At 72.0% G+C, this 15,040-nt stretch carries 13 protein-coding genes; 4 read left to right on the forward strand and 9 right to left on the reverse strand.

Going from position 1 to position 15,040, the window contains the following annotated elements; all coding sequences use genetic code 11:
- Positions 1-67 precede the first annotated feature (67 nt).
- From RUR49_RS17200 to htpX, 5 genes are all read right to left on the reverse strand, one after another.
- Positions 68-1,240, reverse strand: a complete 1,173-nt coding sequence (locus RUR49_RS17200) for a phosphoserine transaminase (RefSeq protein ID WP_409147610.1) — start codon at positions 1,238-1,240, stop codon at positions 68-70.
- Positions 1,241-1,319: 79 nt separating this feature from the next.
- Entirely contained in the window at positions 1,320-2,954 is a 1,635-nt protein-coding gene (gene purH, locus RUR49_RS17205; protein ID WP_409147611.1) for a bifunctional phosphoribosylaminoimidazolecarboxamide formyltransferase/IMP cyclohydrolase, read from the reverse strand.
- A gap of 133 nt (positions 2,955-3,087) precedes the next feature.
- On the reverse strand, positions 3,088-4,821 hold the full coding sequence (locus tag RUR49_RS17210) for a heparinase II/III family protein (RefSeq protein ID WP_409147612.1): 1,734 nt from the start codon (positions 4,819-4,821) through the stop codon (positions 3,088-3,090).
- 198 nt (positions 4,822-5,019) lie between these two features.
- Positions 5,020-6,414 (reverse strand): RsmB/NOP family class I SAM-dependent RNA methyltransferase, encoded by a 1,395-nt coding sequence (locus RUR49_RS17215; protein WP_409147613.1) that lies wholly within the window; start codon positions 6,412-6,414, stop codon positions 5,020-5,022.
- The gene (gene htpX, locus RUR49_RS17220) at positions 6,411-7,448 is read right to left on the reverse strand and encodes a zinc metalloprotease HtpX (RefSeq protein WP_409147614.1); all 1,038 of its coding nucleotides are present in this window, start codon (positions 7,446-7,448) and stop codon (positions 6,411-6,413) included. The genes RUR49_RS17215 and htpX overlap by 4 nt, the downstream gene beginning before the upstream one ends.
- Before the next feature lie 156 nt (positions 7,449-7,604).
- On the opposite strand from htpX, the gene RUR49_RS17225 reads away from it, so the two are divergent.
- Both RUR49_RS17225 and RUR49_RS17230 read left to right on the forward strand, forming a co-directional pair.
- Positions 7,605-7,832 (forward strand): DUF1674 domain-containing protein, encoded by a 228-nt coding sequence (locus RUR49_RS17225; protein ID WP_409147615.1) that lies wholly within the window; start codon positions 7,605-7,607, stop codon positions 7,830-7,832.
- A 134-nt stretch (positions 7,833-7,966) separates the two neighbouring features.
- Complete coding sequence (locus RUR49_RS17230; protein ID WP_409147616.1) at positions 7,967-8,854, forward strand: LysR substrate-binding domain-containing protein; 888 nt, start codon at positions 7,967-7,969, stop codon at positions 8,852-8,854.
- 3 nt (positions 8,855-8,857) lie between these two features.
- Here the strand turns inward: RUR49_RS17230 and RUR49_RS17235 are convergent, their stop codons facing one another.
- From RUR49_RS17235 to RUR49_RS17250, 4 genes are all read right to left on the reverse strand, one after another.
- On the reverse strand, positions 8,858-10,087 hold the full coding sequence (locus tag RUR49_RS17235) for an aspartate aminotransferase family protein (protein ID WP_409147617.1): 1,230 nt from the start codon (positions 10,085-10,087) through the stop codon (positions 8,858-8,860).
- 8 nt (positions 10,088-10,095) lie between these two features.
- Positions 10,096-11,382 (reverse strand): TRAP transporter large permease, encoded by a 1,287-nt coding sequence (locus RUR49_RS17240; protein WP_409147618.1) that lies wholly within the window; start codon positions 11,380-11,382, stop codon positions 10,096-10,098.
- On the reverse strand, positions 11,379-11,897 hold the full coding sequence (locus RUR49_RS17245) for a TRAP transporter small permease (RefSeq protein ID WP_409147619.1): 519 nt from the start codon (positions 11,895-11,897) through the stop codon (positions 11,379-11,381). The genes RUR49_RS17240 and RUR49_RS17245 overlap by 4 nt, the downstream gene beginning before the upstream one ends.
- Before the next feature lie 122 nt (positions 11,898-12,019).
- Entirely contained in the window at positions 12,020-13,015 is a 996-nt protein-coding gene (locus RUR49_RS17250) for a TRAP transporter substrate-binding protein (protein WP_409147620.1), read from the reverse strand.
- A gap of 203 nt (positions 13,016-13,218) precedes the next feature.
- Here RUR49_RS17250 and RUR49_RS17255 point away from each other — a divergent pair, with 203 nt between their 5' ends.
- Together RUR49_RS17255 and RUR49_RS17260 are read left to right on the forward strand one after the other, a co-directional pair.
- A complete protein-coding gene (locus tag RUR49_RS17255; RefSeq protein ID WP_409147621.1) occupies positions 13,219-13,929 on the forward strand; it encodes a hypothetical protein in 711 nt (236 codons plus the stop codon).
- A 130-nt stretch (positions 13,930-14,059) separates the two neighbouring features.
- Entirely contained in the window at positions 14,060-14,779 is a 720-nt protein-coding gene (locus RUR49_RS17260; RefSeq protein ID WP_409147622.1) for a hypothetical protein, read from the forward strand.
- Positions 14,780-15,040 lie beyond the last annotated feature (261 nt).

Raw genomic sequence — 15,040 nt, forward strand, 5'->3', positions numbered from 1 at the left:
CCGCTGGCTCCCGGATCGCTTCGCGTTGCTTCGCGTCCGGGATGACGGCGAGGATCGTGGAAGAGCGTCAGGCCGCCTGCTTCAGGCCGGCCTTTTCCTGGGCGAAGGCCCAGTCGAGCCAGGGGACGAGGGCCTCGAGGTCGGCGGTCTCGATCGTCGAGCCGGCCCAGATGCGCAGGCCCGGGGGCGCGTCGCGGTAGGCGCCGATGTCGTAGGCGACGCCCTCCTTGTCGAGCCGGGCGGCGAGTGCCTTGGCGAAGGCCTCCTGGCCCTTGGCGTCGAGCGCCGTAACCTCGGGGTCGACGATCTTCAGGCACACGCTGGTGTTCGAGCGCGTCTCCGGCACGGTCGCGAGGAAGTCGACCCACGGCGTCGCCGCGACGAAGGCGTCGAGGACGGCGAAGTTGCGGTCGGCGCGGGCGACGAGGCCGGTGAGACCGCCGCACGCCTTCGCCCAGTGCAGGGCGTCGAGATAGTCCTCGACGCACAGCATCGACGGCGTGTTGATCGTCTCGCCCTCGAACAGGCCCTCGGTGATCTTGCCGCCCTTCGTCATGCGGAAGAGCTTCGGCAGCGGCCAGGCGGGGGTGTAGGTCTCGAGCCGCTCGACCGCGCGCGGCGAGAGGATGAGGATGCCGTGCGCCGCCTCGCCGCCGAGCGCCTTCTGCCAGGAGAAGGTGACGACATCGAGCTTGTCGAAGGGCAGCACCTGCGCGAACGCCGCCGAGGTGGCGTCGCAGATCGTCAGGCCGGCGCGCTCAGTGGGAATGAAGTCGCCGTTCGGCACGCGCACGCCGGACGTGGTGCCGTTCCAGGTGAAGACGACGTCGTGGTCGAAGTTCACCGTCGAGAGATCGGGGAGGGCGCCGTAGGGCGCCTTGATGACGCGGGCGTCGGTCAGCTTCAGCTGCTTCACCACGTCGGTGACCCAGCCCTCGCCGAAGCTCTCCCAGGTGAGGAGGTCGACCGGGCGGGCGCCGAGCATCGTCCACATCGCCATCTCGACGGCGCCGGTGTCGGAGGCCGGAACGATGGCGATGCGATAGTCGGCCGGGACCTCGAGGAGGTCGCGGGTCATGTCGATGGCGAGCTTGAGCTTGGTCTTGCCGATCTTGGCCCGGTGGGAGCGCCCGAGGGCGGCGTCCTGGAGGGCTTCGAGGGTCCATCCGGGGCGCTTGGCGCAGGGGCCGGACGAAAAATAAGGCGTCTCCGGCCGAAGGCCGGGCTTCACAGCGGTCATGTGTCCATCCTCACAGATGGGCGCCTCTCGTTGGGGAGAGGTGTCCCGCCGCCGCGTCTACGCCTCAACCCCGTCACGGTCAATGGCGGAAGTGGCGGACCCCCGTGAGCACCATCGCGAGGCCCTTCTCGTTCGCCGCCTGGATCACCTCGTCGTCGCGCATCGAGCCGCCCGGCTGGATGACGGCGGTGGCGCCGGCCTCGGCGGCCGTCAGCAGGCCGTCGGCGAACGGGAAGAAGGCGTCCGAGGCGACCACCGAGCCGATGGTGGCCGGCTCCGCGTGGCCTGCCGCCACTGCGGCGTCGCGCGCCTTCCAGGCGGCGATGCGGGCGGAATCGACGCGGCTCATCTGGCCGGCGCCGATGCCGACGGTGGCGCCGCCCTTCGCATAGACGATGGCATTCGACTTGACGTGCTTGACCACCCGCCAGGCGAAGCGCAGGTCCGCCCACTCCTGCTCGGTCGGCGCGCGCGCCGTCACCACCTTGAGGTCGAGGTCGTCGACGACGGCATTGTCGCGCGACTGCACGAGCAGGCCGCCGGCGACGGAACGCACCATCAGCCCGGCCGCCCGCGGCTCGGGAAGGCCGCCGGTGACGAGCAGGCGGAGGTTCTTCTTGGCGGCGACGATCGCCACCGCCTCGTCGGTGGCGCCGGGCGCGACGATCACCTCGGTGAACACCTCCACGATGGCGCGCGCGGCCTCGGCGTCGAGCGGCCGGTTGAGCGCGACAATGCCGCCGAAGGCCGAGACCGGATCGCAGGCGAGCGCCTTGCGGTAGGCGTCGAGCAGGCTCGAACCCTCGGCGACGCCGCAGGGATTGGCGTGCTTGATGATGGCGACGGCCGCCGTCACCTCCGGGTCGAACTCGCCGACGAGCTCGAAGGCGGCGTCGGTGTCGTTGACGTTGTTGTAGGAGAGCGCCTTGCCCTGCAGCTGGCGGGCGGTGGCGACGCCTGGCCGGTCGCTGCCGGCAAGGTAGAAGCCGGCGCGCTGGTGCGGATTCTCGCCATAACGCATCTGTTCGGCCAGCCGGCCGCCGAAGGCCGCAAACGTCGGCATCTCCGCGGCGCCGGGCGACTGCGTGCTGACGTCCTCGGCAAACCAGGCGGCAATCGCCGCGTCATAGGCCGCGGTCCTGGCAAACGCCTTGGCGGCGAGCTTGCGGCGCAGCGCCGTGGTGGTGGCGCCGTCGTGGGCCGCGAGGTCGTCGAGCACGGCGCCATAGTCGGCGGGGTCGACGACGACGGTGAGGTAGGCGTGGTTCTTCGAGGCGGCGCGGATCATCGCCGGCCCGCCGATGTCGATGTTCTCCACCACCGCCGAGCGGGCGGCGCCGGCCGCCACCGTCGCCTCGAACGGATAGAGGTCGACGACGAGGAGGTCGATCGCCGGGATGCCGTGGGCTGCCATCGCCGCGGCGTGCTCGGGGTCGTCGCGCACGCCGAGGAGGCCGCCGTGCACGGCCGGGTGCAGTGTCTTCACCCGCCCGTCCATGATCTCGGGAAAGCCCGTCAGCGCCGACACGTCGACGACGGTGACGCCGCCGGCGGTGATGGTCTTCGCCGTGCCGCCGGTCGAGACGATCTCGACGCCGCGCGCGGCGAGCGCAGCCGCGAACTCGACGACGCCGGTCTTGTCGGAGACGGAGAGGAGCGCGCGGCGGAGCGGCACCCGGTCGGGCGTGGCGATCTGCTTGACCGTGACGGACATGGGGGCTCGGCTCCGGCGGCGGGGAAGGTGCGTGGCGGTTAGCACGGAACCGGCGGGACCGGAACCGCTGCTGACGCGGGCCGGCCATGCGCGGCGCTCCGGCCGTGCGCTTCCGTTCGAACCGGGCTACCGCTCAGACCAGCGTCGGCCCCTCGTCCCCGCCGCGGCCCGTGCGGCGCGCCGCGCGCGGCTTGCCCTCCGCCTGCAGTTCCAGCCGCCAGCCGAACTCCGGCACCAGCCGGGCGCGGCCGTAAAGCACGATCTGCTCGCTGCGCCGCGGCCCCTGCAGGCCGGCGAGGAACACCGACGGCTCCAGCATCGCCTCGGTGCCCAGCGCGACGAAGCGCCAGGCCTCGCCGTCGGGTGCCACCAGCACCACCGAATCGCCGCCGAGCGAACGGCTCGCCCGGATCGAGGGGTGAAGGTGGAAGCGCACGGCGAAGCGGTCGGCGTCCGGGCGGGCGCCGCCGCCGACCGGGCTCAGGCGGTCGGTGCCCTCGATCAGCTCGCCGGATGCGTGCAGCAGTAGCACGCGCTCGGCGATCAGCCCGAAGCGGCGGGCATAGCCGTCGTGGCGGGCAACGATGGCGACGCCGTCCGGCCCCTCCTCACGCTGCGCCTCGACAATGCCCGGCCCGTCGACGATCGGCGCGCCGACCCAGCGCACCAGCCGCGGCGTCGTGACGATCTTCGCCGTCGAGGCGTCCTCGACGACGATCGTCGAGTGGGCGGCGGTCAGTCGGCAGGCGCGGCGCCAGTCGCTGCGCATCTGGCCGGGGGCGCCGCAGTTGACGATGAAGAGGTTGCGGCCCGAGCTCATCTCGAAGGCGAGCGTGCCGGCGTGGGCGTGGCCGCTGGCGGCGATCGGCGGCGGCCGGCCGACATCGGCGACCACCACCGTGCGTCCGGCCTCGAGGCGCTGGTAGCCGGAATGGCTGGCGTTGAGCGGCGGCGCGCCGCGGGCGTCGTCATAGGAGAGCACGGTGGCGAGCAGCCCGTGCGGCGTCGCGCCCATGCCGTTGAAGCGGGCGAAGGTGCCGTCGCCGAGGCGGAAGAAGCGCAGCATCGGCAGCATGCGGTCGATGGCGCCCATCACCGTCGAGCTCGGCGTCACCGCCCGCGCCGACAGCGCCTGGCGGATCGGCAGGAGATCGACGAGGAGTTCCAGCACCGCGCCGGGATCGCGCGAGACGTGGCCGCCGTCAGGCAGCACCTGGCGCTCGAGCGTGCGGTCGAGCCCCCGCAGGGCGATGCGCAGCAGCCGCTCCTGGCCGGAGATCGACACGCCGGCGGCGACCAGCGCGAGGCGCGCCTGCAGCTGCGGCAGCGTGTCGGGCATGTCCTCGATGCCGGCGCGCAGGCGGCGCACCTCGCGCCCGAGCGCCTTCAGGAAGCGGTCGTAGAACGCACCGTCGCAGCCATCGAGGATCAAGGGCGACTGCGACAGCCACGACAACAGCCGCCGCGCCGCCACTTCCGGGCGGCGGGCGATCGGCGAGAGCTTGCCGCTGGTGCGGATCCAGTCGTCGACGAGGGCGCGGGCGTTCTGGCGGGCGATGACGGTGTCGGCGGCGCGCAGATGGCGCAGCCAGCCGAAGCCATGCAGCACCCGCTCCCACTCCTCCGTCGGCGGTTCCACCTCGAAGGGCGAGCGCCCGCCGACCTCGACGACCTGGCCGGAGAACACGAAGACGCCGCCATAGATGTCGGCGGCCACCGTCGGGTCGGTGGTGCGGATGTCCTGCGGGGCGATCAGCAGCCGGTCGGGCGCCGGCGTGACCAGGCCGGTGCCGACGAGGCCGAAGGCGCGGACGCGCGCCCGCAGGGCGGCGGCACCGCGCTGGGCGGCGAGCCTCCACACCCGCATCCGGCGCGCCCGTCCCGGCCCCATACCCTGTCCCGCTCCAACGCCTCGTCCCGACCCGGCGCGAGCGCGCCCGGCCTGTCGTTGCCGATTCTAGCCGGCAATCCTTACCGCAAGAATTCCGCCGCGACCCCCGTCGCCGACTTCACGACACCGCGTAGTGCCGCCATGACCTAACTGAAAGGCAGTCGGGTGGCGCCGTCAGGCCGCGACGCGGCGCAACCGGGCGGCGAAGAAGCCGTCGCAGCCGGAGAGTCGCGGGTCGGCGGCGGCAAGATGACACGGCAATGTCCGCACGTCGCCCTCCGCCGTCACGGCTTCTGTGAGCCCGCCGATCTCGTCGGCCGTCACCGGCACCCGCTCCACCGGCGCGCCGGAGGCGATGAGCCGCGCGATCTGCGCCTCGCCCTCCTCGGGCTCGAGCGAACAGGTGGCGTAGACGAGGAGGCCGCCGGGCTTCACCCAGTCGATCGCCCGCATCAGGAGCCGGCCCTGCAGGGCGGCGAGCGCGGCCACGTCCTTCGGCCCCTTCGTCGAGCCGATGTCGGGGTGCCGGCGGAGTGTGCCGGTCGACGAGCACGGCGCGTCGAGCAGCACGGCGTCGAACTCTTGCGGCGGCGGCAGGTCCTGCACGTCGCCGGCAATCAGCTCCGCCGGCAGGCGCAGCCGGGTGAGGTTCTCCGACAGCCGGATCAGCCGCTCGGGCGAGGCGTCGACGGCGGTGACGCGCGCACCGGCCGCGGCGAGCTGGGCGGTCTTGCCGCCGGGCGCCGCGCAGAGGTCGGCGACCGTCAGCCCCGAGACGTCACCGAGGAGCTTGACCGGCAGCGAGGCGGCGGCGTCCTGCACCCACCAGCCGCCCTCGTCGAAGCCGGGCAGGGCCTCGATGCGTCCGTGCGAGAGAAGCCGCACGCCGCCGGTCGGCAGCACGCTGCCGCCGAGGCGCTCGGCCCAGCCGGCGGCGTCGGACGTGACCGACACGTCGAGCGGCGGCTCGACCAGCAGGATTTCGGCAATGGCCCGCACGGTGTCGGCGCCGTAGGCCGCTGTCCAGCGCTGGCGCAGCCAGGTCGGCAGGTTGAGCATCGCAGCGTCCTGGCCGGCGAGGATCTCCTCGCGCTGGCGCACCAGGCTGCGCAGCACGCCGTTGACGAGGCCCGCCCACGGCGCCGTGGTGCGGTCGGCGTTGGCGAGCGTCACGGCGAGCGAGACGGCGGCGTGGGCCGGCACCTCTAGGAAGAGGATCTGGGCCGCGGCGGTGACGAGGATCGGCCGGATGTCGACCGCCTTCTTCGGCAAGGGCTTCGCGATCAGCCGCTTCAGGGCGGCGTCGATCTGGCCGCGGCGGCGCAGCGATGTCGCGACGATCTGGCGGACGAGGGCACGGTCGCGGTCGGGCAGGCGGGCGAAGGCGGGCGTCGCCGCCTCGCCGCCGAAATCGACGTGCTGGCCGGCGAGCGCCCCGCCGACGATGGCGGCTGCGAAGCGACGGGCCGGCAGGCCGGGAACGTCGTCGACCGCCGGCGGTCGCGATTTTCCCGACGGACCAGACTTATGGGACGGGCGGGGCCTGGCGGACGCGGAGGTGTCGGTCATGCCCAGGGGCCGCGTCGCGTGCCGCTCGGCGGCACGGTGCGGCCGCGACCGCGGACGTTCTCCCGGTGGCGTCCGCCGCCCCAAGGGCCCGACGGCTGTCCGCCGGCCGGCATGGCGCCGGCCGCCCCACGAGACTGGCCGTAGCCGGCCGACGGCGCAAAGCCGGCCCCGCCGCCACCGCCCGTCGAGCCCATCGTGCCGGCGAGCTGGCGCAGCGCGGCGATGCGGTTCTCGGTCGCCGGATGGGTCGAGAACAGGTTGTCCATGCGGGCGCCCGACAGCGGATTGACGATGAACATGTGCGCCATCGCCGGGTTCGCCTCGGCCGGCTCGTTCTGCAGGCGCTGGGCGCCGGCCTGCAGCTTCGCAAGCGCTGACGCCAGCGACATCGGGTTGCCGCAGATCTCCGCGCCCATGCGGTCGGCCGCATACTCGCGGGTGCGGCTCACCGCCATCTGCACCAGCATGGCGGCGAGCGGGGCGACGATCATCGTCACCAGCATGCCGATCCAGCCGAAGTGGTTGTTGCTGTCGCGATTGCCGCCGAAGAAGAAGGCGAAGTTCGCCAGCATCGAGATGGCGCCGGCGATCGTCGCGGTGATCGTCATGATCAGCGTGTCGCGGTTCTTCACGTGGGCGAGCTCGTGCGCCATCACGCCCGCGACCTCGTCACGGGAGAGCAGGTTGAGCAGGCCCGTGGTGGCCGCGACGGCGGCGTTCTCGGGGTTGCGGCCGGTGGCGAAGGCGTTCGGCTGGTCCTCGTGGATGAGGTAGACCTTCGGCATCGGCAGCTCGGCCCGTGCCGCGAGCTGGCGCACCATGGCGAACAACTCCGGCGCCTGGCTCTCGTTCACCTCGACGGCGTGGTTCATCGACAGGACGAGCTTGTCGGAGTTCCAGTAGCTGAAGAAGTTCATGGCGATCGCGACGAAGAGCGCGATCATCATGCCGGTCTGGCCGCCGATCATGAAGCCGACGCCCATGAAGATCGCCGTCATCGCGGCGAGGAGGAGGGCTGTCTTGGCGAAGTTCATGGCGGCTCAGGGTCCTCCGGGGATGAGATCGGGTCGGTGTCCGGCCGCGGGCGTGACCGCGGTTCGCAACGACCTATATGATGGGAGCCGCCCCGGGTAGCTGCAAGCCTGCCGCCGCCCGCGCCAAGGTCGAAATCAGTAAGATCGAGTGCCGCGATGAGCCCCGTCGAGCCTGCCGCCTCCGCCTCCCCCGCCGCCCCCGAGACGCCCACCGAGGCTGCCCCGCGGCCGCTGTCGGCCGCGGCCGAGCGGGCGCTGGCGGAGGCCGCCGAGCGCCGCCGTCTCGCCGAGGAGGCGCGTCCGCGCGAGATCGGCGGCCGCGGCGGCCTCGAGCCGGCGCGCTACGGCGACTGGGAAGTGAAGGGCCTCGCCTCCGACTTCTGAGGTCGCCGGCGAGGGTAAGGGCAGCATGCCAGCGAACGGCTCGCTGGCTCCGGGCCCCCCGGTTTCGCTTCTCGTCCCCGCTGTGCTTTGATCGCCCCGACGCGGCACCGGCCGCCGCGGGCGAGCCACAACCCATGCGCCACTTCGATCCCGAGACGCTGGCGGCGTTCGTCGCCGTCGTCGACACCGGCAGCTTCACCGCGGCGGCAGCGCGCCTCGGCAAGACGCAGGCGGCGATCTCGATCGCGGTGACGCGATTCGAGGAGCGCCTCGGCCGGCGTCTCCTGGAGCGCAAGCCGCGCGGCGTGCGGCTCACCGACGCCGGCGAGACCTTGATCGGCTACGCCCGGCGGATGCTGGCGCTGGAAGACGAGGCGTTCGCGGCGCTGTGGCCGGAGGAGGTCGCCGGCCGCCTGCGCATCGGCATGCCGGACGACTACCAGGCGGTGTTCGGGCCGGCGCTGATCACCCGTTTCGCCGCCGAAAACCCGCGGGTGCGCCTCGAGATCATCTGCGACTTCTCCGAACGCCTCGAGCCGATGGTGGCGGCGGGCGACCTCGACCTCGCCATCGTCACCCGCGAGCGCGGCAGCGTCGCCGGCGAGCTCCTGCGCCGCGAGCCGCTCGTCTGGTGCGCCGCCACGGCCCAGGCGCCGGAGCGGCTCGACCCCTTGCCATTGGCCCTCTTCCCGGACCATTGCCGTGCCCGCCCGCGCATCCTCGCCGCCCTCGACAAGGCCGGGCGGCGCTGGCGGATCGCCTGGACCTCGTCGCACCTGCCGTCGATCGAGTCCGCCGTGACGCTCGGCATCGGCATAACGGCCCTGCCGGAATCGGTGGTGGCGCCGACGCTGCGCCGGCTCGGGCCCGCCGACGGCCTGCCGGAGCTGGAGCCGCTGGAGCTCGCGGTCATCACGGCCGAGCTCGCCGGCCCGCCGGCGCGGCGGCTTCGGACCTTCGTGCGCACCAGCTTCGGCCGTCTCGACCCCGCCGACGCGCCGCGGGCGGCTGAACCAGCCTGACGGTCAGGCGAGCGCGGCGGCGGCCGCCTCGAAGGCCTCGACCATCTCCGCTTCCGCCGCGTCGTCGTGGGCGAACGACAGGTAGAGCCGGCCGAACGGCGACGGCATGGTGACGACGCCGTGCCGGCGCAGCGCGGCGTGCAGCCGCTCCGTCCGTCCGCCATCGACGGCGGCGATGGCGGCGGCGTAGTCGCGGGGCGGCTCGGCCGTGAACCACGGCGTGAAGACCGTTCCATAGCCGGCGGTCGAGGCCGTCACCCCGGCGCGGGCAAGCGCCCGTACGAGGGCGGCGCGCAGCCGGTCGCCGCGGGCCAGCAGCGCGCCGTAGTCGGCCTCGGCCAAGAGCCGCATCGAGGCGACGACGGCGGCGCTCGCGACCGGGTTGCCGCTGTAGGTGCCGGCGCGCACGGCACGCCCGTCCTCGGCGGCCGCCATCAGGTCCCGGCGACCGACGACGGCGGCGACCGCGATGCCGCTGCCGATCGCCTTGCCGACGGTGGCGAGGTCCGGATCGAGCCCGTAGGCGTGGCTGGTCAGGCCCGGCGCGATGCGGAAGCCCATCAGCACCTCGTCGGCTATGACGAGGGCGCCGTGGCGCCGCGCGACGGCCTGAAGGTGGGTGAGGTAGCCGGGCTGCGGCAGCACGCAGCCGGCGTTGGCGAGCATCGGCTCGACCAGCACCGCGGCGATGCCTGGATCGTCGGCGAACAGCTGCTCGACGTCGGCGAAGTCGTTGTAGCGGAGGAGCGTCGTGCGATCGCTGCGGGGGCGGATGTTCGCCCGCATCGCGGCTTCCGGCGCGCCGGCGTTGCCGAAGGCGACGTCGTCGTACCAGCCGTCATAGCCGGCGGCGAACTTGGCAATCCGCGGCCGGCCGGTGACGGCGCGGGCGATGCGGGCTGCGAGGTGCACCGCCTCCGAGCCGGTGTTGACGAAGACGACGCCGTCGAGCGCGCCGGTGCGGGCGGCAAGCGCCGCCGCGGCCTCTTCCTCCAGCGCGTGCGGGAAGGCCGGCATCGGGCCGTTGTCGAGGGCGGCGCGCACCGCCTCGAGCACCGCCGGATGGCCGTGGCCGACCATGGTCGCGCCGAAGCCCAGCGCGGTGTCGACATAGCGGCGGCCGGTGGTGTCCCACACGTACGGGCCGGCCGAACGGGTGACGACGAACGGCGCGCCGTCGAGCGCCGGCAGGGCGCGGCCGGCACTGGAGATGCCGCCGATGAGGTGACGCATCGGCTCCATCATCCGGCCATCAGCCGCGGCAGCCATTCCGACAGGCCGGGCACCAGCGCCAGCAGCGCCAGCACGACGGCGCTGGCGAGCCAGAACGGCACCAGCTCCTTCGACACGGCGCCCATGTCGACGCGGGCGACGTTGCAGACGACGAAGATGTTGGTGCCGACCGGTGGCGTGAACAGCCCGACGCCGAGCGCCACCGTGAAGATGACGCCCGTCTGGAACGGCCCGAGGCCGCTCGCCAGCGCGATCGGCGTCAGGATCGGCGCGAGCACGATCAGCGCCGGGCCGAGGTCGATCCACAACCCGACGAAGACGAGCACGGCGATGATCAGCGCGATGCGCGCGGCGTCGGACACCTCCAGCGCGGTCAGCCAGCCGGCGACGTCGGCGGGTACCTGCTCGACGGTAAGGATCCAGGCGAAGGGCGTGGCGAGTGCCATGATCATCATGATGGCGCCGGTGGTGGCGACGGTCTCGACCGCCGACGGCCACAGCGCCGCCAGCGGCAGCTCGCGGTAGACCAGCGTGCCGACGACGAAGGCGTAGACGACGGCGAGCGCGGCCGCCTCGGTGGTGGTGGTGAGGCCGGTCAGGATGGCGGCGAGCAGCAGTACGGGCATGGCGAGCGCCGGCAGCGCCTGGACGGTGTCGCGGGCGATCGTGGCCGCGTCGGCACGGGTCTCCTCGCCGCGGTAGCCGCGGCGGCGGCCGATGATCCAGGTGGTCACCATGAAGCTCGCGGCGAGCAGGATCCCCGGCAGGATGCCGGCGACGAACAGCCCGGCGATCGAGGTGTTGGTGACGACGCCGTAGATGATGAAGACGACGCTCGGCGGCACGATGATGCCAAGCGTGCCGGAGGCAGCGGTGACGGCGGCGGAGAAGGCGCGCGGATAGCCCTTCGCCTCCATCGCCGGGATCATCACGCCGGCCACCGCGCCGGTGTCGGCGGTGGCCGAGCCGCTGACGCCGCCATAGACGAAGGCGGTGGCGACGTTGACGAGGCCGAGCCCGCCGGTGAAGCGGCCGAACAGGTGACCGGCGACAGCCATGATGCGGCGCGTCAGGCCGCCGCGGTTCATCAGCTCGGCGGCGAACAGGAACAGCGGCACGGCGGCGAGCGAGATCGAGTCGGCGCCGCGGATGGTCTGCTGGGCGAACCACGCGAGCGGCATTCCGAGGTCGCCGAAGAAGAGCGCCACGAGGCTCGCGAGCCCCATCGCCCACACCACCGGGATGCCGGCGAGAAGCGCGACCATGAAGCCGCCGATGAGAAGCACCACGGTCATCGGCGCGTGTCCTCCGCCGGCGAGCGGCGCAGGACGCCGGCGAGGCGGGTGAGCGCGATCAGCACGGCGGCCACCGCGAAGACGATCAGCGGCAGCGATGAGACGGCCCCCGGCCAGCGCAGCAGGGGCGTCGGCACCATGCCCGAGCGCTGCAGCACGGCGAGCCCGCTCGCCAGCAGCGCGCCGGCGACGACGAGCAGCGCCAGCGCCGAGACGACCGAGAGCGCCTTGCGGGCGCGCGCCGGCGCCGCGTCGACGACGAGCGAGAACGCGACGTTGTCGCCGCGCAGCTCCGCATAGGCGACGCCGAGGAAGGTGGTCCACAGGAAGGCGATGCCGGCGAGCTCGAACGACCACTCGAAGCCGGCGACCGAGAAGTAGCGGGCGAGGATGCCGGCGAGCGTGCTCGCGAGCGTCACGGCGAAGGCCGCGACGCCGGCGGCGGCGAGCAGGCCGGCGAGGATCCGGCGCGGCCTGCCGGCGGGCCCCCCCGGGGAGCCGGCGGTGTCGGTCATGTGGACCTCGGGCAGTGGCGGGACGGCACGGCCGCCGCGCCGGTGGCGCGACGGCTCTTCGGTCCGGGAGACAGCCGGCCCGTCATGGGCCGGCAGCGGCGGTCAATCGTCGGTGGCGGCGTTTACTGGCCTGCCGCGGCCTTGCGGACGTTGGCGACGAAGTCGGCGCCCCACTCCTGGCCGAACTGGGCATAGACCGGGTCGACCTTGGCGCGGAAGGGCGCCGGGTCGATCGCCTCGATCTCGATGCCCTTGCCCTTCAGCTCGGCGATGACGCCGTCATAGACGCCGCCGAGCTCGGCCCGGTACCAGGTGGTGGTCTCGGCCGCCGCCTTGTCGACCGCGGCGCGCTCGGCCTCGGTCAGGCCGTCATAGCGGGCCTTGTTCATGAACCAGTAGTTCGGCGTCCAGATGTAGTTCGACAGCGAGACGTGCTTGACGATCTCGTACCACTTCTGGTCGTAGAAATCGCGCAACTCCGGCTCGACGCCGTCGACGACGTGCGACTGCAGCGCCGTGTAGACCTCGGAGAACGGGATCGACTGCGGCAGCGCGCCGAGCGCCTTCATGGTGGCGAGGATCACCGGGTTCGGCGGCGTGCGCAGCTTCACCCCGGCCATGTCCTCGGGCACGACGATCTGCTTGTCGATGGTGGCGAACTGCCGGAAGCCGCTGTCGAGCGCGCCCAGCATGTGGAAGCCGTTGTCGCCGCCGGTGGCGAAGACTTGCCTGCCAACCGGGCCGTCGAGGAAGGCGTGCGCCGCCTTGGCGTCGGCGAACAGGAAGGGCAGCGTCACGACGTTGAGCTTCGGGTCGATGGCGTCGGCGACGCCGCCGAGGCCGATGTCGATCGAGCCGGCGCCGACGCCGTCGGCGATCGGCCCCTCGTCACCGAGCTGCGCGTCCGGATAGATGCGCACCGTCAGCGAGCCGCCGCTCTCGGCCTTCAGCTTCTCGGCGAACATCTCCGCCGCCTTGTTGATCAGGCTGCCGGCGCTCGAGGCGTGGGCGAGCTTCAAGGTCGTCTCGGCCGCCGCCGGCTGCAGGAGCGCGAGCACGGCGCCGAACGACGCCGCAAGGGCGGCCGCGCGCAGGCTGAAGGGCTTCGGGTTCGACATGGGGTCCGCCTCTGGTTCACCGTCGGGATTGCGGCGATTGTCGGCGGATCGTGGCGCGAGGGCTCATTAAACTTCGCAATGGAGGGATAAACGGCTGTTCGGTGGGCCGACGCTCCATTTTCGGAGCGGATCCGCGAGGACTTTCACCACCTGCCACCGTAGACCCTCGTTACCGCCACTCCGTGGCCAGGGGGAGTTTCGTCATGCTCGCGTCCGCGCTCTCGAACCTGCGTGCTATCCTGTCGTCGACCGTCGTCGCCGTGCTTCTCGCGCTGGCGCTCGCGGCGCCGACCGCAGCGGCCACCGACGCCGCGGCTCCGACCGCCAAGTCACCGCTGATCGTCTGCGAAAAGCAGACCTACGCGCTCTGCCTGACGGCGAAGTGCTTCGTCTTCGACGGCGTCTCCTACTGCAAGTGCGACGTCAAGAAGGGCGACAGCGTCAGCATCCCGCTCACCTACAAGGGCGGCGACGTCTGCTCGGTCAACGCTGACGGCGTCGGCAACGGCTACATGGTGTCGACCTTCAGCCTGCCGAAGAGCCTGACGAAGGGCGGCGACCAGGCGCTCTACACCTGCCCGGCCGAGAGCTCCACCGGCGCCTACGCGCAGTGCGACGGCGGCATCTGCTTCCGCAGCACCCAGGGACAGGAGTTCCCCGGCCTCGGCAAGCTGAAGGGCGGCGAGATCGTCTGTTCCTGCCCGATCACCACCGCGGATCCGTCGACGGCGAAGACGGGCTACCAGATCGTCGGTCCGTACCCGTGCGAGAAGAGCTTCTTCAAGTATTGCAAGGGCAAGGTCGCCAACGACGACACCGGCTCGACGATCTATGTCGGCGCGCCGACCGGCTCGGCCCGGCTGTCGACCAAGACGCTCTACGGCAAGGTGCCGCCGCTGAACCACTGCGAGTGAGGAGTGGCGGTCCGGCCAGCCTCCGCCGGCCGGACCGCAGGATCTTTCCGGGTGTCGCGACGGACTTTCCCCTCCACGCCGTATAGGGTGGGGGACTGAGACGGCCTGTGCGGCCGCGGGAGTAAAGAAAATGATGAAATTTCTGATTTCGATAAAGAATTCGCTGCGGCCGGTGCTCTGGTCGCTGGCACTCCTCGGCGCGCTCTCGGTGCTGGCGCCCACCGCGCCGTTCGCCGCCACTGAGGCGACGGCGGCCACGTCCAAGGGCTTCCAGATCTGCGAGAACCAGACCTATGCGCTCTGCGCCACGGCGCGCTGCTTCGTCTTCGACGGCGTCGCCTACTGCAAGTGCGACGTCGAGAAGGGTGACAGCATCTCGCTGCCGTTCAACACCAAGGAAGGCAACGTCTGCGACATCAATGCGGACGGCGTCGGCAACGGCTACATGGTGTCGACCTACAGCCTGCCGCCTTCGGTGAAGAAAAAGGGCGGCGACCAGGCGATCTACACCTGCCCGGCCGAGACCTCGAACGGCGCCTACGCGCAGTGCGACGGCGGCATCTGCTTCCGCAGCACGCAGGGCCAGGAATTCCCCGGCCTCGGCAAGGTCGCCAAGGGCGAGATCGTCTGCTCATGCCCGATCACCACCGGCGACCCGTCGACCGCCAAGGTCGGCTTCCAGATCGTCGGCCCCTATCCCTGCGAGAAGAGCTTCTTCAAGAACTGCCAGGCGCCGAAGACGTCCGACAAGACCGGCAAGTCGATCTATGTCGGCGCCGCCACCGGCACGCCGCGCATCCTCACCAAGGAACTCTACGGCCGCGTGCCGCCGCTGAACCACTGCGAGTGAGGCGAACGCCACAGCCGACCAGTCCGGGCGCCGCGTCGCGCCCGGACGGCGACATGACGTAGGTCGCGGCGGGATCGTCCCCGCACTTTCCCTTTCATCTTCGCTTCCCCCATCTCCGACCTTCGGGTGAGGCGCGAAGCGCCGAATGCGGCTTGACGGTGGGTTTCGATCTGAAAAGATCGCCCGGTCTCGACGAAGGAGCCGGGGGTTGACGCATCGCAGTTCGTGGTACCCGGGCCGGTCGCACCCGGCCCGGTTCGT

The sequence above is a fragment of the Pseudoxanthobacter sp. M-2 genome, assembly GCF_046156265.1.
Lineage (GTDB): Bacteria > Pseudomonadota > Alphaproteobacteria > Rhizobiales > Segnochrobactraceae > CAMDHY01.

Bases quoted from the DNA above. Each gene is read 5' to 3' on its own strand.
- RUR49_RS17200 (WP_409147610.1), bottom strand. From the start codon at position 1,240: ATGACCGCTGTGAAGCCCGGCCTTCGGCCGGAGACGCCTTATTTTTCG.
- RUR49_RS17250 (WP_409147620.1), bottom strand. From the start codon at position 13,015: ATGTCGAACCCGAAGCCCTTCAGCCTGCGCGCGGCCGCCCTTGCGGCG.
- purH (WP_409147611.1), bottom strand. From the start codon at position 2,954: ATGTCCGTCACGGTCAAGCAGATCGCCACGCCCGACCGGGTGCCGCTC.
- RUR49_RS17240 (WP_409147618.1), bottom strand. From the start codon at position 11,382: ATGACCGTGGTGCTTCTCATCGGCGGCTTCATGGTCGCGCTTCTCGCC.
- RUR49_RS17215 (WP_409147613.1), bottom strand. From the start codon at position 6,414: ATGACCGACACCTCCGCGTCCGCCAGGCCCCGCCCGTCCCATAAGTCT.
- RUR49_RS17245 (WP_409147619.1), bottom strand. From the start codon at position 11,897: ATGACCGACACCGCCGGCTCCCCGGGGGGGCCCGCCGGCAGGCCGCGC.
- RUR49_RS17230 (WP_409147616.1), top strand. From the start codon at position 7,967: ATGCGCCACTTCGATCCCGAGACGCTGGCGGCGTTCGTCGCCGTCGTC.
- RUR49_RS17225 (WP_409147615.1), top strand. From the start codon at position 7,605: ATGAGCCCCGTCGAGCCTGCCGCCTCCGCCTCCCCCGCCGCCCCCGAG.
- RUR49_RS17255 (WP_409147621.1), top strand. From the start codon at position 13,219: ATGCTCGCGTCCGCGCTCTCGAACCTGCGTGCTATCCTGTCGTCGACC.
- htpX (WP_409147614.1), bottom strand. From the start codon at position 7,448: ATGAACTTCGCCAAGACAGCCCTCCTCCTCGCCGCGATGACGGCGATC.
- RUR49_RS17210 (WP_409147612.1), bottom strand. From the start codon at position 4,821: ATGCGGGTGTGGAGGCTCGCCGCCCAGCGCGGTGCCGCCGCCCTGCGG.
- RUR49_RS17235 (WP_409147617.1), bottom strand. From the start codon at position 10,087: ATGCGTCACCTCATCGGCGGCATCTCCAGTGCCGGCCGCGCCCTGCCG.
- RUR49_RS17260 (WP_409147622.1), top strand. From the start codon at position 14,060: ATGATGAAATTTCTGATTTCGATAAAGAATTCGCTGCGGCCGGTGCTC.